The organism is Janthinobacterium sp. SUN128 (assembly GCF_030587275.1).
Classification (GTDB): Bacteria; Pseudomonadota; Gammaproteobacteria; order Burkholderiales; family Burkholderiaceae_D; genus Janthinobacterium; species Janthinobacterium lividum.
The window spans coordinates 3,519,720-3,538,033 of the sequence record NZ_JAPWHY010000001.1 but is presented as its reverse complement, the minus strand read 5'-3'; the positions used below and the strand labels follow the sequence as shown (position 1 = coordinate 3,538,033).

Annotated in this window: 16 protein-coding genes and 1 other RNA gene; 8 read left to right on the top strand and 9 right to left on the bottom strand. The window is 62.7% G+C overall.

Features of this window, described 5'->3' with window-relative positions:
* Positions 1-19 precede the first annotated feature (19 nt).
* The 4 genes from O3297_RS16015 to O3297_RS16000 all read left to right on the top strand — a co-directional run bounded on the left by O3297_RS16015 (position 20) and on the right by O3297_RS16000 (position 1,397).
* A complete protein-coding gene (locus tag O3297_RS16015; protein WP_306532427.1) occupies positions 20-310 on the top strand; it encodes a DUF904 domain-containing protein in 291 nt (96 codons plus the stop codon).
* Positions 310-621 carry a cell division protein ZapA gene (locus O3297_RS16010; RefSeq protein WP_034747344.1) on the top strand — a complete coding sequence of 104 codons (312 nt, stop codon included), beginning with the start codon at positions 310-312 and terminating at the stop codon, positions 619-621. Before O3297_RS16015 ends, O3297_RS16010 begins: the two co-directional genes overlap by 1 nt.
* Before the next feature lie 54 nt (positions 622-675).
* A non-coding RNA gene (ssrS, locus tag O3297_RS16005) (6S RNA) lies at positions 676-853 on the top strand.
* 79 nt (positions 854-932) lie between these two features.
* A complete protein-coding gene (locus tag O3297_RS16000) occupies positions 933-1,397 on the top strand; it encodes an EVE domain-containing protein (RefSeq protein ID WP_305049136.1) in 465 nt (154 codons plus the stop codon).
* Here O3297_RS16000 and O3297_RS15995 read toward each other — a convergent pair.
* The 3 genes from O3297_RS15995 to O3297_RS15985 all read right to left on the bottom strand — a co-directional run bounded on the left by O3297_RS15995 (position 1,394) and on the right by O3297_RS15985 (position 4,891).
* Entirely contained in the window at positions 1,394-2,911 is a 1,518-nt protein-coding gene (locus O3297_RS15995) for a diguanylate cyclase (protein WP_305049135.1), read from the bottom strand. The two genes, O3297_RS16000 and O3297_RS15995, sit on opposite strands and share 4 nt — an antisense overlap.
* A 157-nt stretch (positions 2,912-3,068) precedes the next feature.
* Entirely contained in the window at positions 3,069-3,899 is an 831-nt protein-coding gene (gene lgt, locus O3297_RS15990) for a prolipoprotein diacylglyceryl transferase (protein WP_305049134.1), read from the bottom strand.
* A gap of 80 nt (positions 3,900-3,979) precedes the next feature.
* Positions 3,980-4,891 (bottom strand): LysR family transcriptional regulator, encoded by a 912-nt coding sequence (locus tag O3297_RS15985; RefSeq protein WP_305049133.1) that lies wholly within the window; start codon positions 4,889-4,891, stop codon positions 3,980-3,982.
* Between the two features lie 170 nt (positions 4,892-5,061).
* Between O3297_RS15985 and ilvD the strand changes: the two genes are divergently transcribed.
* Both ilvD and O3297_RS15975 read left to right on the top strand, forming a co-directional pair.
* Positions 5,062-6,927 carry a dihydroxy-acid dehydratase gene (ilvD, locus tag O3297_RS15980; protein ID WP_034786553.1) on the top strand — a complete coding sequence of 622 codons (1,866 nt, stop codon included), beginning with the start codon at positions 5,062-5,064 and terminating at the stop codon, positions 6,925-6,927.
* A 345-nt stretch (positions 6,928-7,272) separates the two neighbouring features.
* Complete coding sequence (locus O3297_RS15975; RefSeq protein ID WP_034786554.1) at positions 7,273-7,584, top strand: c-type cytochrome; 312 nt, start codon at positions 7,273-7,275, stop codon at positions 7,582-7,584.
* A 21-nt stretch (positions 7,585-7,605) separates the two neighbouring features.
* Here O3297_RS15975 and O3297_RS15970 read toward each other — a convergent pair whose 3' ends face one another.
* Entirely contained in the window at positions 7,606-8,619 is a 1,014-nt protein-coding gene (locus O3297_RS15970; protein ID WP_305049132.1) for an NAD-dependent epimerase/dehydratase family protein, read from the bottom strand.
* Positions 8,620-8,710: 91 nt separating this feature from the next.
* Between O3297_RS15970 and O3297_RS15965 the strand changes: the two genes are divergently transcribed.
* Positions 8,711-9,613 (top strand): LysR family transcriptional regulator, encoded by a 903-nt coding sequence (locus O3297_RS15965; protein WP_305049131.1) that lies wholly within the window; start codon positions 8,711-8,713, stop codon positions 9,611-9,613.
* A 91-nt stretch (positions 9,614-9,704) separates the two neighbouring features.
* Here O3297_RS15965 and O3297_RS15960 read toward each other — a convergent pair whose 3' ends face one another.
* From O3297_RS15960 to folD, 5 genes are all read right to left on the bottom strand, one after another.
* Positions 9,705-10,847 carry a branched-chain amino acid ABC transporter substrate-binding protein gene (locus O3297_RS15960; protein WP_070257968.1) on the bottom strand — a complete coding sequence of 381 codons (1,143 nt, stop codon included), beginning with the start codon at positions 10,845-10,847 and terminating at the stop codon, positions 9,705-9,707.
* Between the two features lie 269 nt (positions 10,848-11,116).
* Positions 11,117-11,494 carry a hypothetical protein gene (locus O3297_RS15955; protein ID WP_305049130.1) on the bottom strand — a complete coding sequence of 126 codons (378 nt, stop codon included), beginning with the start codon at positions 11,492-11,494 and terminating at the stop codon, positions 11,117-11,119.
* Positions 11,491-11,916 carry a DNA polymerase III subunit chi gene (locus tag O3297_RS15950; RefSeq protein WP_305049129.1) on the bottom strand — a complete coding sequence of 142 codons (426 nt, stop codon included), beginning with the start codon at positions 11,914-11,916 and terminating at the stop codon, positions 11,491-11,493. Before O3297_RS15950 ends, O3297_RS15955 begins: the two co-directional genes overlap by 4 nt.
* 5 nt (positions 11,917-11,921) lie before the next feature.
* On the bottom strand, positions 11,922-13,991 hold the full coding sequence (locus tag O3297_RS15945; protein WP_305049128.1) for a M3 family metallopeptidase: 2,070 nt from the start codon (positions 13,989-13,991) through the stop codon (positions 11,922-11,924).
* Positions 13,992-14,038: 47 nt separating this feature from the next.
* Complete coding sequence (folD, locus tag O3297_RS15940) at positions 14,039-14,884, bottom strand: bifunctional methylenetetrahydrofolate dehydrogenase/methenyltetrahydrofolate cyclohydrolase FolD (protein WP_230520726.1); 846 nt, start codon at positions 14,882-14,884, stop codon at positions 14,039-14,041.
* A gap of 667 nt (positions 14,885-15,551) precedes the next feature.
* Here folD and aceE point away from each other — a divergent pair.
* Positions 15,552-18,248 carry a pyruvate dehydrogenase (acetyl-transferring), homodimeric type gene (gene aceE, locus O3297_RS15935; protein WP_034786560.1) on the top strand — a complete coding sequence of 899 codons (2,697 nt, stop codon included), beginning with the start codon at positions 15,552-15,554 and terminating at the stop codon, positions 18,246-18,248.
* Positions 18,249-18,314 lie beyond the last annotated feature (66 nt).

The window sequence follows — 18,314 nt, the reverse complement described above, 5'->3', positions numbered from 1 at the left end:
CGTGATTCGATTGACGCCCATGGAGCGTCCGCCCTATAGTGGCGGGATGATTTCCGAATTCAACGAATTATCCGACAAAATAGGCCTGCTGGCCGAAATGACCCATGCGCTGCGCCGTGAAAACGCGCAACTGCGCAAGGACAATGCCGCGCTGGCCGCCGAGAACGCCCTGTATGTGCAGCGCATGCGCGAGGCGCAGGAGCGGGTGGAAGCTTTGCTGGAAAAAATTCCCGAACTGGTGCAAGCCGGCCTGGAGCAAGCCGCTTCGGAAGCGGGCGCCTATAGTGCCGAGAACGAGAAGGAAGCGTAATGCCGCGTGTCGATGTCAATATCATGGGCCAGTCCTACAGCATGGTGTGCCGCGACGGCGAAGAGCGCGCGCTGCGCGAAGCGGCGATCTATCTCGATAGCAAAATGAAAGCCATCCGCGACGCGGGCAAGGTCAAGGGCAACGACCGCATCGCCGTGCTGGCCGCCCTGGGCGTGGCCGCGGAATTCCTTTCCGTGAAGTCGCCGCAAGGTCCGCTGTCGGAATTGACGATACTGGAAGTGAAGCAGAAAATCTCGGCCATGCATACAGTCCTGGACAGCGCGCTGACGCCCCAGGAAAACCTTTTTTAAGCGTGCACGCGACGATTTGTCTTTGCGATGCGCGATCAAAGGAGTAAACTTGGGTCTACCCTGCGGTGTTCGCGATTGCCATATATTCCTTGAACCATTTATGCGCATCGGTTGCGAATTTTGTTTGATGGGAGTGAGCGTCGCTCGTTCGACGAACCCGAAATTGAACTAACGTGACCACCTTGAACCGTTTGGTTCGGGATGCCGGCATAGCGGCACAGGCGGGGCCCAATTTGCAGTACCAAGAAAACGGTTGCAGCATCGATGCGCAACCGTTTTTTTACGCCTGTTGCTTTTGATAGGGAGTGAATATGAAACAATATTGGCTGATGAAATCCGAACCCGATGAAGTGAGCATCGACGACCTCATGGCGGCGCCCAAACACACCATGCCGTGGTTCGGTGTGCGCAACTACCAGGCGCGCAACTTCATGCGCGATGGCATGCAACCGGGCGATGGCGTGCTGTTCTATCACTCGAGCTGCCCGCAGCCGGGCGTGGCGGGCGTGGCCGAAGTGGCCAGCGGCGCGTATCCCGATCACAGCCAGTTTGAAGAGGGCGGAAAATATTTCGATGCCAAGGCCACGCAAGAGCAGCCACGCTGGATCAGCGTCGACGTGCGCGGCGTCAGGAAGACGGCGCTGCTGCCCCTGTCCGAGATGCGCCAGATGCCGGAACTGGAAGACATGCTGCTGCTCAAGAAAGGCAGCCGTCTGTCGATCACGCCCGTGACGCCGGCGCAATGGGAAGTCATTACCGGCAAGCTGACAGGCTAGCCTTCGACCCGGTTGCGGCCATTCTGCTTGGCCCGGTACAGGGCCTGGTCGGCGGCGGCCAGCAATTGTTCCGGCGTCTGTCCTGCGTCATTCAGCGCGAGGCCGATGCTGGCCGTCACCAGGCCGCCGCGCGACGGCGCGTGGACGATGGCGGCCGCGGCAATCGCTTCCTGCATCTTGTGCGCCACGGCCAGCGCGCCCGCGCCATCGGTGGCGGGCAGGATGGCGGCAAACTCCTCTCCGCCGAAGCGGGCCGCCAGGTCGCTGGCGCGCGGCAGCGCGGAATGCAGGGCCGCCGCGATCTGCTGCAGGCAGGCGTCGCCATACGGATGGCCGAAGGTATCGTTGAGGCTTTTGAAGAAGTCGATATCGATGATCAGCAGCGCCAGCGGTTGATTGTTGCGCGCGGCGCGCTGCCACTCCAGCTGCAGGGTCTGGTCGAAGCAGCGCCGGTTGGCGATGCCCGTCAAGCCATCCGTCAGCGACAGCTTTTCCAGTTTGTCGTGGGCTTCGCGCAAAGCCCGTTCGCTTTGCATGTAGCGGCTTTGCAGGGTGGCCGAGCGCAGCGCGTGGACCGTCAGCGCGACAAACAGGGCGCTGGCCGCCAGGTAGAAATGCTCGCGCAGCACGACGAATCCCAGTCCCAGCAGGGCTGCCGTGAAGAAGATGGGGCTGAAGTTGTCAATCAGCAAGGTCAACGGCCGCGGCGGCCGTGCTTCTTCCTCGCCCGGCTGCACGCGCATGGCCAGCACCGCCAGCAGCAGGAAAGGCAGGCTGGGCAGTACCTCGCTGGGACCGGCTTCGGCCAGCGCATGCAGGGTCAGGTAATTATAGGCGCCCGCGCAGGCGGCGTAGCACCACAGGAACACGCTGAGCAGCAGGTAGAAACGCCCTTGTGCACCATCGCGGCGGTGCGCCAGCAGGCGCAGCGAGGCGCAACAGGCCAGGACGAGGTTTTCCACGTTGTACGTCGTCACCAGCAGGCTGGCGGGTATCGGCGCGATCGAGCGCTGGTCGAAGGGCGAGACGGAAAAGATGGCCGTATAGGTCAGGTAAGCTGCCAGCAGCACTTGCACGGCGTCCAGCCATTGCAGGGTGCGCGAAGGGTGGCGGTCGCTGACGGAGGAAATGGCCAGCAGCAAGGGCGCGCCATACATGAAATAGGCAAAATCGGAGAAATACGTCGTGTCGGACGCCACATGGCCGCTCAGGTCTTGCCAGGCGGACAGGGCCATGCCCACGCTCCAGAACAGCATGGCGGCCGCAAACAGGCCCCAGCCCGTGCGCACGACGCCGGGGGGGCTCAGGCTGGCGTTGCGGCAGCAGGCTGCCAGCGCCAGCAGTGGCGCCATCACGCCGAACAGGTAGCTCACGGCGGGACCGCGCGTCCCGGCCCAGGCCGTCAAGGCCAGCTGCGCCAGCACGTAGCCGCCCGCCAGCGCCAGCCAGAATGTCGTGGTCTTCCTCGCATACTGCATGGATGGGACTCCCCGCTCGAATTGCCAACACAGCATGATTGCATGCCCTGCTCTTGCTGCAGGGTAAAGCGATCATTGCGCTATCGCAAGCGAAGATTCATTCCGCAAGGAAATTATGCTGCTTTGAGGGAAAGGTTGCCGGAGGAGGGTGATGGCGCGCCTGCCTGGCGCGCCATCGGGGGGAACAGCGGTGTTACGTGTTGGCCGGGCGGGCCTTGGTGGGCGGCGTGCCCATTACCTGGCTTTTATACGCCCACACCAGCAGCGCGATGGCGCCGACGATCATCGGCAGGGACAGCATCTGGCCCGACGTGATCGGCACGCCCAGCCACACGACTTCCCAGTCCGGCGTGCGGAAGTATTCCGTGAAGAAGCGCGCGCAGCCGTACAGCAGGGTGAACATGGCGCCGACGGCCATGCGCGGACGCTGCTTGCGCGCATACAGCCACAGGATGATGAACACCAGGATGCCGTCGACCAGCATCTGGTAGAGCGGCGACGGGTGCACGGGATACGGAATGCCTGGCCATTGCATGGCCCACGGCAGGGTGTCCGGGGCGATGCGGCCCGGCAGTTCTGCATTGATGAAGTTGCCCAGACGGCCGGCCGCGTAGCCGAGCGGCACCAGCGGCGCGATGAAGTCGAGCACATCGAACAGGTTGCGGCCCGCCTTGCGGCTCCACAGGTACATGGACAGGATGACGCCGAGGAAGCCACCATGGAAGGACATGCCGCCATGCCAGACCATGAAGATCTCGAGCGGATTGTGCATGAAGTATTCGGGGCGGTAGAACAGCACTTCGCCCAGGCGCCCGCCGATCACCACGCCCAGCATGCCGTAGAACAGCATGTCATCGAGGTCTTCCTTCTTCCAGCCCAGCACGGCGATATGCGGCTGCTTGATGCGCACGCGGCCCAGGATAATGAACAGGGCAAAGGCCAGCACATACATCAGGCCGTACCAGTGCACGGCGAGCGGGCCGATCTGGATGGCTATCGGGTCGGGCATCGGGTGTATCAGCATGGGGGTTTCTTTCTTTGTTTAAAGCCAAGGTTGCGTAGTATGGGGGCGCTTGCGGTTCTTTGCCTTAGCGGCCACTTAATTTATCGTGCTGGCTGGCCTATCTGCTTGCGCAACAGCGCCAGAAAGCCTTGCAGCACGGCGGACGGATTGTCGCGGCGCCAGGCCAGGCCAGTTTCCACCAGCGGCGTGGCGTCCCGCAGCGGCCTGTATTCTACGCCCGGGCGCATCAGATTCGATACCGATTGTGGCACAAGCGCGATGCCCATGCCAGCCGAGACGAGGCTGACGATGGTTTGCATCTGGATCGCTTCCTGGCCGATCTGCGGCGTGATGCCGGCCGCGCGGAACACGCCGAGGATGGCGTCGTGCAGGGCGGGCGAGATCGCGCGCGGGAAAATGATCAAGGGCAGGGACGGCACGTCGCGCAGGCCCACGGCGCCCGGCGTGTTCAAGATGTCGAGGCCGGACGGCGCGGCCAGCACCAGCGGTTCGGCCAGCACGGGCAGGTAGTCGAGTTCCCCTTTGGCCTTTTCGGGCAGCGGCGGGATCAACAGGCCCGCATCCGTGCGCCCGGCCAGCAATTCGTCCAGCTGCAGGTCGGAAGTGGCCTCCTGCAACTGGATTTGTACTTGCGGATAAGCCGTCTGATACGCGCGCAGCAGCGGCGGCAGCACGCTGTAGTCGGCCGAGGAAACAAACGCCAGGCTCAATCGCCCCGCCTCGCCCTGCGCGGCCCGTTGCACCAGCGCGGGCAAATCGAACGCCTGCGCCAGCAGCCGGCGCGCCTCGGGCAGCAGGGCCGTGCCGGCCGGCGTCAGCTGCACTTCGCGGCGCGTGCGCACGAACAGGGGCGCGCCCAGCAATTCTTCCAAGGCCATGATGGTTTGCGACAGGGGCGGTTGCGTCATGTGCAGGCGCGCGGCGGCGCGGCCGAAGTGCAATTCCTCGGCGACGGTGACGAAATAGCGCAGCTGGCGCAGTTCAAGGTTCATATGCGTTTCCATGTGGAATAAGTTCTGTGATATATAAAACGACTCACAGACACGTGCATCATATATTTGACAGTGGGGCGCGCGCAAGGCAATCTGGCGTACCCCCACTGCATGCAGGGTTTTACTGCAGACCTGCACAGTCAGGCACCAACACTTTTGGAAGGTCCATCATGCCGCAATACCGCTCCCGCACCACCACCCACGGCCGCAACATGGCTGGCGCCCGCGCCCTGTGGCGCGCCACCGGCATGAAGGATGGCGACTTCGACAAGCCGATCATCGCCGTGGTCAACTCGTTCACCCAGTTCGTGCCCGGCCACGTGCACCTGAAAGACCTGGGCCAGATGGTGGCGCGCGAAATCGAGGCGGCCGGCGGCGTAGCCAAGGAATTCAACACCATCGCCGTCGATGACGGCATCGCCATGGGCCACGGCGGCATGCTGTATTCGCTGCCGTCACGCGACCTGATCGCCGACTCCGTCGAATACATGGTCAACGCCCACTGCGCCGACGCCATGGTCTGCATCTCGAACTGTGACAAGATCACGCCGGGCATGCTGATGGCCGCCATGCGCATCAATATCCCCGTCGTCTTCATTTCCGGCGGCCCGATGGAAGCGGGCAAGGTCGTCAAGGTGGTCAACGGCACGCAGAAGATCATCAAACTGGACCTGGTCGACGCCATGATCAAGGCCGGCGACAGCACGGTGTCCGACGCCGACGTGGCGGAAATCGAACGCTCGGCCTGTCCTACCTGCGGTTCCTGCTCCGGCATGTTTACGGCCAACTCGATGAACTGCCTGACCGAGGCGCTGGGCCTGGCCCTGCCCGGCAACGGCACCATCCTGGCCACGCATTCGGACCGCCAGCAGCTGTTCCTGCGCGCGGGACGCCTGATCGTCGAACTGGCCAAGCGCCATTACGAGCAGGACGATTACTCGGTGCTGCCACGCTCGATCGCCACCAAGTCCGCATTTGAAAACGCCATGGCGCTCGACGTTTCCATGGGCGGCTCGACGAATACCGTGCTGCACTTGCTGGCCGCCGCGCACGAAGCGGAAGTGGAATTCACGATGGCCGACATCGACCGCATCTCGCGCAAGGTACCGTGCCTGTGCAAGGTCGCGCCGATGACGGACAAATACCATATCGAAGACGTGCACCGCGCGGGCGGCATCGTGGGCATCCTGGGCGAACTGGCGCGCGCCGGCTTGCTGAACACGACCCTGCCGACCATCCACGCGCCGACCCTGGCCGACGCCATCGCGCAAAACGACATCATGTGCACGGACAATCCGGCCGTGCATGAATTGTTCCGCGCCGCCCCGGGCGGCGTACCGACGCAGACGGCGTTCTCGCAATCGGAGCGTTTTGCGGCAGTCGATACGGACCGCAGCACGGGCTGCATCCGCGACAAGGCGCACGCCTACTCGCAGGATGGCGGCCTGGCCGTCTTGTACGGCAATCTGGCGGAAAAGGGCTGCATCGTCAAGACGGCAGGCGTCGATGAAAGCATCCTGAAATTCTCGGGCAAGGCGCGCGTGTTCGAAAGCCAGGATGCCGCTGTTGAAGCGATTTTGGCCGATACCGTGCATGAAGGCGACGTTGTCATCATCCGCTACGAAGGCCCGAAAGGCGGCCCCGGCATGCAGGAAATGCTGTACCCGACTTCGTACATCAAATCCAAAGGTCTGGGCAAGGCGTGCGCGCTGTTCACGGACGGGCGCTTCTCGGGCGGTTCCTCGGGCCTGGTGATCGGCCACGCCTCGCCGGAAGCGGCTGAAGGCGGCGCCATCGGCCTGGTGGAAGAGGGCGACTTTATCGACATCGACATCCCCGAGCGCACCATTAATTTGCGCGTGACGGACGTTGAACTGGCCGCGCGCCGCGCCGCCATGGAAGCGAAGGGCGACGCGGCCTGGCTGCCCGTCAACCGCGAGCGCTATGTGTCGCAGGCGCTGCAGGCGTATGCGGCGCTGACGACGTCGGCTGACCGGGGCGCCGTGCGCGATCTCTCCCAACTGAAGAAGCGCTGACCACACCAGGCAAAACCTACTGCGCGTCGCGATTTGCGGCCTGCGATGCTCACTGTGCATCCGCACAGCTGCGCTTCTCAGCCACAACTCGCTGCCGCTCGCTACGGTTTTGCCAGGTGTTGGATACTGTTGCGCAGGTAAGACAGCCGGCCCCGATCTGCTGCGCGGGGCCGGCTGTCGTTACATCGCCTTACAAACAACATGGTCATGGACGCGCAGATGGGGCAGAATATGCATGCCTCCTGACTACATTGCGTTACTACATTGAAACGCTTGATCTGGGCTCGTGGTGCATCTGCGGAAACACAGTAAAATGCCGCAGGAAGTAACTTTGGAGAAAAGACAATGAAACGTTTTATGTTGGTGAGTGTATTGGCCGTATCGGCTCTGGCATCGCAAGCAGCGTTGGCCAATCCGGACCTGGCGAAAGCAAAAAACTGCATGGCTTGCCACGCGGTGAGCACGAAACTGGTGGGCCCTGCGTTCAAGGACGTGGCTGCCAAGTATGCCGGTCAGAAAGACGCGGAAGCCAAGCTCGTGGCGAAAGTCATGAAGGGCGGTTCCGGCACCTGGGGCGCGATCCCGATGCCAGCGAACCCGCAAGTGAGCGATGCGGAAGCCCACACCCTGGTCAAATGGGTACTCGCACAGAAATAATCTGTGCCGCAGTAACTGCAATCAGCGCGCCGGCAATCCCGGCGCGTTTTTTTTGCCCGCTGCCTTATGCAGATTGCCCATGCCTTCCAATGTCGCCCGCACCGCCTCGTCGAGCGGCGTATGCGGCTCCTGGCCCAGCACGGCCAGCAGCCGCGCATTGTCCATGGCCAAGGGCGTGTGCCACAGATAGCGCATCTCGCGCATTTCGCGCAGGGTCGCCACGAACGGCGACGCCAGCGCCACCAGCCACCACGGAAAACGCCGGATGGCGGGCGCAGTTCCTGTCGCCTGTTCCACCACGCGGGCAATCGCGCCCGTCATTTGCCGGCCGTCGTGGTCCCAGTGGCCAGCCATGTGAAAGCGGGAGAACGCCGGCAAGGTGGCGCGCATGGCCAGCAATTGCAGCATTGTGCGTGCTACGTCGGGCAGGTAGGACCACTGGTGGCCCACGCCGTGCGCGCCGGGATACAGCACGCTGCGCACGGGCTGGCCCGGTTTCACCAGCCCCTGCGAAAACCAGTTGTTGCCGACGCGGGGGCCGAAGAAGTCGCCCGCGCGCACGATGATGACCCTGGCGCCCTGCGTGCTGGCCCATTCCAGCCGCGCTTCCAGTGCCACGCGGATGGCGCCCTTGCGCGTGAGCGGGCGTTGCGGCGCATCTTCCGCAAGTAAGTCTCCCGATGCGGGAAAGGCGTCGGGACCGAAGTTGTACACGGTGCCCGGCAGCACGATGGTGGCGCCCTCGGCAATCGCCGCTGAAATCGTGTTGTCGAGCATGGGCAGCACCAGCCGGCTCCAGTGGCGGTAGCCGGGCGGGTTGACGGCGTGCACGATGACGGCGCAGCCTTTCGCGGCCGCCAGCACGTCCGCGCGCGACAGCGCATCGCCGCGCAGCCACTCGATGTTATCGCCGCGTGGCGATGGCGTTTCTCCCCGCGTCAGGGCGCGCACCTGCCAGCCTGCCGCCTGCAGTTGGCGGACCATCTCGCCGCCGATGCCGCCCGTCGCGCCCATTACCAATACCGTTTTGTCCATATTGTCCTCCGTGTGGTTGATGGAGCCAGTATCTGCCGCGCAAGGCTAATTGGGAATTGACGAGTATCGATCACAGGCTATACATTTATGTATGACTACCGCCATCGCCTGGGAATACTACCGTTCGCTATTGGCCGTGCTGAAGCACGGTTCCCTGTCCGGCGCGGCACGCGCGCTGGACATCACGCAGCCCACCGTCGGCCGGCATATCGCCGCGCTCGAGCAGGCGCTGGGCGCGACCCTGTTCACGCGCTCCCAGCTGGGTTTGCTGCCCACGGAAGTGGCCCTCGCGCTGCGGCCCCATGCGGAAACCATGGAACATACGGCCGCCCTGATGCAGCGCGCCGCCAGCAGCCAGGGGCAGGGCGTGGCCGGCGTCGTGCGCATCGCGGCCAGCGAAGTGGTGGGCGTGGAGGTGCTGCCGCCCATCCTGGCCCGCCTGCGCGTGCGCCATCCGGGCTTGATCATTGAATTGGTATTGAGTAACAAGGTGCAGGATCTGCTGCGACGGGAAGCGGACATCGCCGTGCGCATGCTGCGGCCGCGGCAGGAACAGCTGGTGGCGCGCAAGGTGGGCGATATCGAACTGGGCCTGCATGCCCACGTGGATTACCTGGCGCGGCATGGCACGCCGCTGGTACTGGCCGATCTGGCGCAGCATGCCGTCATCGGCTACGACGAGGCGAGCCCCTTCGTGCGCAACGCGGGCGCGGCTTTCAACGGATTTGCGCGGGAAAATTTTGCATGGCGCAGCGACAGCGACCTGGCGCAACTGGCCCTGATACGCGCGGGCGCCGGCATCGGCGTGTGCCAGGCGGGTCTGGCGGCGCGCGATCCTGCCCTACGGCGCGTGTTGCCGCAAGCGTTTGCGCTACCGATGGAAACGTGGGTCACCATGCATGAAGATTTGCGCGGCAGCCTGCGCTGCCGCGCCACCTTCGACGCGCTGGCCGAAGGCTTGCTGGCTTATGTAGCCGGACAGCAAGAACCGTAGCGAGCGGATGTGAGTTGTGGCTGAGAAGCGGAGCTGTGCGAATGCACAGTGAGCATCGCAGGCCGCAAATCGCGCCGCGCAGTAGGTTCTATTATTTGACCACTTCCATCTTGGTCTTCTTGCCATCGCGATAAGTGAACAAGGTCAGCGCGCCATCCTTGATGTCGCCGTTGGCGTCGAACGAGATCGGGCCCGTCACGCCCTGGTAGTGCACCTTGGCCAGGAAAGGCAGGTAGACGGATGGTTTCGACGATTTCGCGTCGGCCATGGCGGTGGCCATGGTCATCACGGCATCGTAGACGTATGGCGCGTACAGCTGCACTTCCATATTGTATTTCTGCTTGTAGCGGGCGCGGAAGTCGTCCATGCCTTTTTGCTGCGCGCCCGTCACGCCGCCCGCTTCCGCGCAGGTGACCATGTCTTCGCCCACGGCGTCGCCTGCCAGCTTGCCCAGCGGCTCCGTGCACAAGCCATCGCCGCCCATGAACTTGGCCTTGATGCCCAGCGCCTTCATCTGGCGCAGCATGGGGCCGCCCACGGAATCCATGCCGCCAAAGAAGATCAGGTCGGGATTTTTCGACTTGATGCTGGTCAGGATGGCATTGAAGTCCGTCGCGTTGGCATTCGTAAATTCCTTGCCGACGATTTGCACGCCTGGGGCGGCCTTCTTGGCGCCCTTGACGAATTGTTCCGCCACGCCCTGGCCGTATGCCGTGCGGTCATCGATGACTGCGATTTTCTTCGCCTGCAGCTTGCCCACGGCATACGCGCCCAACGTTCCGCCCAGCTTGTTGTCATTGGCGACGACGCGGAAGGCCGTGTTGAATTTCTGCTGGGTATACGTCGGGTTGGTGGCGGCCGGCGAAATCTGTGGAATGCCGGCATTGAAGTAAATGCGCGAGGCGGGAATCGTCGTGCCCGAGTTCAGGTGGCCGACCACGCCGTTGACCTTGGCGTCGACGAGCTTTTGCGCCACGGCCGTGCCCTGCTTGGGATCGGCTGCGTCATCTTCGGGCACCAGCACGAATTTCACGGCTTTGCCGTCGATCTTGAAGCCTTTGGCGTTCAAATCCTCGATGGCCATCTTGGCCGCGTTCTCGTTATCCTTGCCCAGGTGGGAGCTGGCGCCAGAGACCGGGGCGACGTGGCCGATCTTGATGATTTCCTGTGCGCCCGCATGGCCGGCAAAGGCAAGGGCGACGGCGAGAGGAAGGACTTTGGTCTTGAGCAGCATAAACATTCTCCAATGGATAAAGATACGGCGGCGTCTCGTGAAAACCGCTTCGACAGGCGGTACGTGTGAAGAAAGGTACAACAAAAAACAGGCGGCGCAAAGCCGCATTTCGGGCTTTTTACATTTTGTCGCAACAATCACCAAAGTGAGGCGCGATGCACCGATTTCGCAGGCGCGAGCGCACCAAAGAATGGCGTTGCAAGAAGGAATAGGGTAGACGGGTAGGTCGGGTTAGCGCGCAGCGCGTAACCCGACGATGCGCAGCAAGTTTAGGGTTGCAGCGCCTGTGAGGGAGGGTGCAAATGCCCCAGTTCGTGGCTCACCGCATGCGCGACGATCTGCTCCAGCGACTGCTGCAGATCTTCGCGCAGGGCGCCGCGCATGCCGATCAGGGCGTTTTGCAGGGCCGTCTGCAGGACGTGGGCGATGCGCTCTTCCAGCAGATGGTCTATCTTGCCCTGCACCTGGTGCAGGATGCGCTGGGTCAGCCGCTGTTCGATGGCGTCCCAGTCGGGTTGCGCCACCGTTGGCGGCAACGCCGGCGTTGCCTCGACAACAGGCTCGACTGACATGGCGGGCGCCGCCTCCGGCCCCAGCAGCACCTCCGTCAGCAGGGGAATGCCCTGGTCGAATGGCGGTTGATTCATGTCTTCCCTGCCACGAAGTGCGTCGGCTGCACGTTTTGCTGGCGGTAATGCAGGAAGCGCTGGCGGCCCGCCTGCGCATCCTGCTCATCCATGGAAACGATCTCGAAGACGCGCTGGAATTGCGCGTAATTGGCGGGCGGCAATTGCGACAGGTTGACGAGGATGTCGTGATGCGGCAGCTCGGCCGCTTCGTCATCGGTCAGGATGATGGGCGTTTGCGCCGCCAGCGGATCGCCGGCCAGCACGTGCGGCAGGAAATCCGTGGCGGAAATGGTCCACATGGCGCTGTTCAAGGCGTCGAGCTGGGCGCTGTCTTGCGCCAGCACGACGACCTTGTTGCCGGCCATATAGGCCTTGCGCGCCAGGCGGCAGGCGTAGGCCAGCTTGTCCGGCACATTGCTGTGAAAATCGATGCGGCTCATGGCGATCAAGCGGCCATGCCGCTGTGGCGCAGCAGGGCGTCGATGGACGGCTCGCGGCCACGGAAGGCCGTGAACGATTCCAGCGCGGGGCGCGAGCCGCCGACGGACAGGATTTCTTGCAGGTAGCGCTTGCCCGCCGCCGTGGTGGCGGCCGGTCCCAGCGCCCTGGCTTCTTCAAACGCCGCATAGGCATCGGCGGACAGCACCTCGGCCCATTTGTAGCTGTAGTAGCCAGCCGCGTAGCCGCCGGAGAAGATATGTCCAAAGGCATTCTGGAAGCGGTTGAACGGGGGCGGGATGAGCAGCGCGAACTTGGCGCGCACGCCGTCGATCAGTTGCTGCACGCTCTGGCCCGTGCTGGCATCGTAGTCATAGTGCAAATGCATGTCCAGCAAGGAAAACTCCACCTGGCGCAGGGTTTGCAAGCCGGACTGGAAATTCTTGGCGGCCAGCATTTTGTCGTACAGCGCGCGCGGCAGCGGCGCGCCCGTGACGGCATGCGCCGTCATGTGCTCGAGCACGTCCCATTCCCAGCAGAAGTTTTCCATGAATTGCGACGGCAGTTCCACGGCATCCCATTCGACGCCGGCAATGCCCGACACGCCCAGCTCGTCGACGACGGTGAGCATATGGTGCAGGCCGTGGCCGAATTCGTGGAACAGGGTGATCACTTCATCGTGCGTGAACAGGGCTGGCTGTACCTTGCCGTCGACCACGGCCGGTTCCGTGAAGTTGCAGGTGAGATAAGCGATCGGCGTTTGCACGTGTTGCGCGTCGGCGCGTCGGCCGCGCGCGTCGTCCATCCAGGCGCCGCCGCTCTTGCCCGCGCGCGCATACAGGTCCAGGTAGAACTGGCCGACCAGTGTGCCGTCGCGCTCGATGCGGTAGAAACGCACGTCCGGGTGCCACACGGGTGCCGTATCAGGCTTGATCTCGACGGCGAACAGGTTCTGGATCTGGCGGAACAGGCCGTCGATCACCTTGTGTTCAGGGAAATACTGTTTGACTTCCTGGGCCGAGAATGCGTAGCGGCGTTCCTGCAGTTTTTCGGAAGCGTAAGGCACGTCCCACGCTTGCAGTTCCGCAATGCCCAGCTCTTCCTTGGCGAATTGTTTTAGTTCTGCCAAGTCCTTCTCGGCGAACGGGCGCGCGCGTTTGGCCAGGTCTTCCAGGAAGGCGATCACTTGCGCGGGCGAGGTGGCCATCTTGGAGACCAGCGACACTTCGGCGAAATTGGCGTAGCCGAGCAGTTTTGCCTCTTCGTCGCGCAATTGCAACAGAGTGACGATGTTGAGCGTATTGTCCCAGTCCTCTTTCTTGCTGAACACGTCGCCTTGGTCCGAGGCCTTGGTGGCGTTGGCGCGGTAGATGGTTTCGCGCAGCGCGCGGTTGTCGGCAAATTGCAGGATCGGGTAGTAAGAGGGAAAGTGCAGCGAGAATTCATGGCCCGCTTTGCCCGCTTTTTCGGCGGCGGCGCGCGCGGCCGCCTTCACGTCGTCGGGCAAGCCGGCCAGTTCAGCTTCGCTCTCGACCAGCAGCTTGTAGTCATTGGTGGCGTCGAGCACGTTTTCGGAAAAACGCGTCGAGACGGCCGCGTGTTCTTCCTGGATGGCGCCAAAGCGCTCTTTCTTGTCCTCAGGCAACTCGGCGCCACCGAGGCGGAAGTCGCGCACGGCATTGTCGACGATGCGGCGGCGCGCTGGCGACAGGCTGGCGAAATCGGCGCGCGCCTGCAATTGCTTGTATTTGCCGAAGAGGATTTCGTTCTGGCCCAGTTCGGTCCAGAATTCCGTCACCTTGGGCTGGTTCGCATTGTAGGCGGCGCGCAGTTCCGGCGTATCGATCACGCTGTTCAAGTGGTTGACGATGCTCCAGGCGCGGCCCAGGGTTTCGGCGATCTGGTCCTGGGGCGCAACGAAGTTTTCCCAGCTGACTTCTTCCATGGGTGCTTCCAGCTGCGCCACCGTGGCGCGCGCCTGGGCCAGCAGGGTGTCGATGGCAGGCGTGACATGCTCGTGCGTGATCGCGTCGAAGCGTGGCAGGCCGGAAAAATCAAGCAGGGGATTGGTATTCATCGTCGGTTCCATATATTAAAAGGGGCGGTCAGGCCGCCCCGGTGTTTTTACACGCGCTCTGCCGCCTCGACGGTATTCATCAATAACATCGTGATGGTCATCGGCCCCACGCCACCCGGCACAGGCGTGATGTGCGAAGCGACGTCTTTCACTCCGGCAAAGTCCACGTCGCCGCACAGCTTGCCGTTATCGTCGCGGTTCATGCCCACGTCGATCACGATGGCGCCCGGACGGACCATGTCGGCCGTCAGGGTATTGCGGCGCCCGACGGCGGCGACGACGATGTCGGCGTTGCGCGTGTGGTGGCCCAGGTCCGGGGTCGCACTATGGCAGATGGTGACGGTAGCGTTCGCTTGCAAGAGCAGCAGGGCCATCGGCTTGCCGACGGTGTTGCTGCGGCCGATGACGACGGCGTGCTTGCCGCGCAAGTCCACGCCCGTGCTTTCGATCAGTTTCATGCAGCCATACGGCGTGCAAGGGCGGAAGCCGGGCAAGCCCGTCATCAGTTCGCCGGCGCTCAGGACGGAATAGCCATCCACGTCTTTTGTCGTGGCGATCGCTTCGATGACCTTGTGCGGGTTGATGTGTTTGGGCAAGGGCATCTGCACGAGGATGCCGTGGATGGCCGGGTCGGCATTCAGGCTGGCAATACGTGCCAGCAAGTCCGCTTCGGACAGGTCCGCTTCATATTTTTCCAGCACCGAGTGAAAACCCACGTCGCCGCACGCCTTGACCTTGTTGCGGACATACACCTGGCTGGCCGGGTCTTCGCCGACGAGTATCACGGCCAGGCCGGGCTGGGTGCCCTTGGCCGTGAGGGCAGCGGCGCGCGTGGCGATCTCGCTGCGCAGTTTTTGGGAGAGGGCGATTCCGTCGATCAGTTGTGCTGGCATGGTAGGGAGGCTGAGAGCTGGTAGGAGGGAAAAGTCAGATTATAAAGCCGGGCGGCGCAAAGGGGCGGTTTTGGCGCCAATGCCGTGACGTTAAAAAGCGGGCCACAGACGCGAGCCTGAGAAAATGCCGATGGCGGCGTTGCGGCTCCTTGCCGTACTGGCGTACTGTCTGTGTCGCCGCGCCTTGCCCTCGACATTTTTCAGGCCCGCTTGGCCCGGCATAAAAGCGGGCCACAGACGCGAGCCTGAGAAAATGCCGATGGCGGTGTTGCGGCTCCTTGCCGTACTGGCGTACTGTCTGCGTCGCCGCGCCTTGCCCTCGACATTTTTCAGGCCCGCTTGGCCCGGTATGCCTGTGCGGACGACTGGGGCGTTAATGCGTTTTGCTGGTGTGCTGGTGGCCTAGGGAGCGCAAGGGCCTGCGGTTCTTTTGGCGCCGTTTTTGGCACTTTGATCACCCTAATTTCCGGGCAGAATTTGCGGCGGTGCAGCATAAATTTCATGGGGTAATTTCATGATGTGAAATGCTATATCGTAATTTGAAAAATAGTAAATACGCTGTTAGAATCCCCACACTAAACCGACTTAATAGTAAATAATCAGCGAAATACCGTCCGACAGCGATCCGGAAAATCGGGGTGGGGCGTTCACAAAGGAGACTCAACAGATGTCAGCTCAACTGAACCAGGTAACGACACAGATCGGCACCGACCCGGATATGCAGGAAACCAAGGAGTGGCTGGACGCGCTCGAAGCCGTTCTGGAAAATGAAGGTCCGGAACGCGCGCATTACCTGATGGAGCGCATGGTTGACCTGGCTCGCCGCCGCGGCGCCCAGATCCCGTTCTCCAGCACCACCGCCTACGTCAATACCATCCCCACCAAGCAAGAAGCACACTGTCCCGGCAACCTCGAATACGAAGAACGCCTGCGCTCGTGGATGCGCTGGAACGCCATGGCCATGGTCGTCAAGGCCAACCGCGCCGACGGCGACCTGGGCGGCCACTTGTCCTCGTTCGCTTCGCTGGCGAACATGCTGGGCATCGGTTTCAACCATTTCTGGCACGCGCCAACGGCCGACCACGGCGGCGACCTGCTGTACATCCAGGGCCACTCCTCGCCCGGCGTCTACGCGCGCGCCTTCCTCGAAGGCCGTTTGACGGAAGAGCAAATGCTGAACTTCCGCAAGGAAGTCGACGGCAAGGGCCTGTCCTCGTACCCGCATCCGAAGCTGATGCCTGACTTCTGGCAGTTCCCGACCGTGTCGATGGGCCTGGGCCCGCACATGGCGATCTACCAGGCGCGCTTCCTGAAATACCTGCACGCACGCGGCATCGCCAAGACCGACAACCGCAAGGTCTGGGCCTTCTGCGGCGACGGCGAGATGGACGAGCCGGAATCGCTGGGCGCGATCGGCCTGGCCGCACGCGACATGCTCGACAACCTGGTCATCGTGGTCAACTGCAACCTGCAGCGCCTGGACGGCCCTGTGCGCGGCAATACCAAGATCATCCAGGAGCTGGAAGGCGAATTCCGCGGCGCCGGCTGGAACGTCGTCAAGGTCATCTGGGGCCCGGGCTGGGACGCCCTGCTGGCACAGGACAAGGAAGGCATCCTGCAGCGCGTGATGATGGAAACCGTCGACGGCGAATACCAGAACTACAAGGCGAAAGACGGCGCCTACGTGCGCAAGCACTTCTTCGGCAAGCATCCGAAGCTGCTGGAAATGGTTGCCAACATGACGGACGACGACATCTGGCGCCTGACCCGTGGCGGTCACGATCCGCACAAGATCTACGCGGCATTCAAGATCGCCCAGGAACACAAGGGCCAGCCAACCGTCCTGCTGGTGAAAACCATCAAGGGCTACGGCATGGGCAAGTCCGGCGAAGCGCGCAACACGGCGCACCAGACGAAAAAACTGGACGACGAAGCCATCCGCGAAATGCGCGACCGCTTCTCGCTGCCTATCCCTGACGACAAGCTGGCCGACATCCCGTTCTTCAAGCCGGCCGACGACGCGCCGGAAATGGTCTACCTGCACGAGCGCCGCAAGGCCCTCGGCGGCTACCTGCCGCAGCGCCGCCAGAAGTCGGAAGAAACCCTGCCGGTGCCTGGCCTGGACGCCTTCAAGAACGTGCTGGAAGCGACGCCGGAAGGCCGTGAAATCTCGACCACGCAAGCGTTCGTGCGCGTCATCTCGACCCTGCTGAAAGACCCGAACCTGGGCCAGCGCGTGGTGCCTATCCTAGTCGATGAATCGCGTACCTTCGGCATGGAAGGCCTGTTCCGCCAGATCGGCATCTACAACCCGAAAGGCCAGTTGTACGAGCCGGTCGACAAAGACCAGGTCATGTACTACCGCGAAGACAAGGCTGGCCAGATCCTGCAAGAGGGCATCAATGAAGCGGGCGGCATGAGCTCGTGGATCGCCGCGGCGACGTCGTACTCGACCAACGACCGCATCATGATCCCGTTCTACACCTTCTACTCGATGTTCGGCTTCCAGCGTATCGGCGACCAGGTGTGGGCTTCGGCCGACATGCGCGCCCGTGGCTTCCTGATGGGCGGCACGGCTGGCCGTACGACCTTGAACGGCGAAGGCTTGCAGCACGAAGATGGCCACAGCCATATCTTCGCCGCGACCATCCCGACCTGCATGCCGTACGATCCGACCTTCAGCCATGAAGTCGCCGTCATCATCCAGGACGGCCTGCGCCGCATGATCGCCAACCAGGAAGATGTGTTCTACTACATCACGATCATGAACGAAAACTACGCCCAGCCAGGCATCAAGCCAGGCCAGGAAGAAGGCATCCTGAAAGGCATGTACAAGCTGCAGGAAGGCCAGGCTGACGCCAAGCTGCGCGTACAGCTGATCGGTTGCGGCACCATCCTGCGCGAATCGATCTTCGCCGCCGAATTGCTGCAAAACGACTGGGGCGTGGCTGCGGACGTGTGGTCGGCGCCATCGCTGACCCTGGTGGCCCGCGATGGTCAGGATGCGGAACGCTGGAACATGGTCAACCCGTCGAAAGAGCAGCGCGTGCCGTACGTGACGTCGCTGATGCAGGACACGGACGGCCCGATCGTCGCCACGACCGACTACATGCGCGCGTTTGCAGAACAGATCCGCGCCTTCATGCCGAAGGGCCGCACTTATAAAGTGCTGGGCACCGATGGCTTTGGCCGCTCGGACAGCCGCGCCAAGCTGCGCGAGTTCTTCGAAGTGAACCGTTATTATGTCACCGTGGCCGCGCTCAAATCGCTGGCTGACGAAGGCAAGATCGACGTGTCGGTGGTGGAGCAGGCGATCGCCAAGTACGGCATCGACGCGAACAAACCGAATCCGGTGACCCAGTAATCGTTGTGCGGACCCGATGATGCCAGGGCGGTGCGAAAGTGCCGCCCTGGCGTGTGTGCGGGTCCA

Coding starts and splice junctions, on each gene's coding strand:
- O3297_RS16015 (WP_306532427.1), top strand. CDS start 20: ATGGAGCGTCCGCCCTATAGTGGCGGGATGATTTCCGAATTCAACGAA.
- O3297_RS16010 (WP_034747344.1), top strand. CDS start 310: ATGCCGCGTGTCGATGTCAATATCATGGGCCAGTCCTACAGCATGGTG.
- O3297_RS16000 (WP_305049136.1), top strand. CDS start 933: ATGAAACAATATTGGCTGATGAAATCCGAACCCGATGAAGTGAGCATC.
- O3297_RS15995 (WP_305049135.1), bottom strand. CDS start 2,911: ATGCTGTGTTGGCAATTCGAGCGGGGAGTCCCATCCATGCAGTATGCG.
- lgt (WP_305049134.1), bottom strand. CDS start 3,899: ATGCTGATACACCCGATGCCCGACCCGATAGCCATCCAGATCGGCCCG.
- O3297_RS15985 (WP_305049133.1), bottom strand. CDS start 4,891: ATGAACCTTGAACTGCGCCAGCTGCGCTATTTCGTCACCGTCGCCGAG.
- ilvD (WP_034786553.1), top strand. CDS start 5,062: ATGCCGCAATACCGCTCCCGCACCACCACCCACGGCCGCAACATGGCT.
- O3297_RS15975 (WP_034786554.1), top strand. CDS start 7,273: ATGAAACGTTTTATGTTGGTGAGTGTATTGGCCGTATCGGCTCTGGCA.
- O3297_RS15970 (WP_305049132.1), bottom strand. CDS start 8,619: ATGGACAAAACGGTATTGGTAATGGGCGCGACGGGCGGCATCGGCGGC.
- O3297_RS15965 (WP_305049131.1), top strand. CDS start 8,711: ATGACTACCGCCATCGCCTGGGAATACTACCGTTCGCTATTGGCCGTG.
- O3297_RS15960 (WP_070257968.1), bottom strand. CDS start 10,847: ATGCTGCTCAAGACCAAAGTCCTTCCTCTCGCCGTCGCCCTTGCCTTT.
- O3297_RS15955 (WP_305049130.1), bottom strand. CDS start 11,494: ATGAATCAACCGCCATTCGACCAGGGCATTCCCCTGCTGACGGAGGTG.
- O3297_RS15950 (WP_305049129.1), bottom strand. CDS start 11,916: ATGAGCCGCATCGATTTTCACAGCAATGTGCCGGACAAGCTGGCCTAC.
- O3297_RS15945 (WP_305049128.1), bottom strand. CDS start 13,991: ATGAATACCAATCCCCTGCTTGATTTTTCCGGCCTGCCACGCTTCGAC.
- folD (WP_230520726.1), bottom strand. CDS start 14,884: ATGCCAGCACAACTGATCGACGGAATCGCCCTCTCCCAAAAACTGCGC.
- aceE (WP_034786560.1), top strand. CDS start 15,552: ATGTCAGCTCAACTGAACCAGGTAACGACACAGATCGGCACCGACCCG.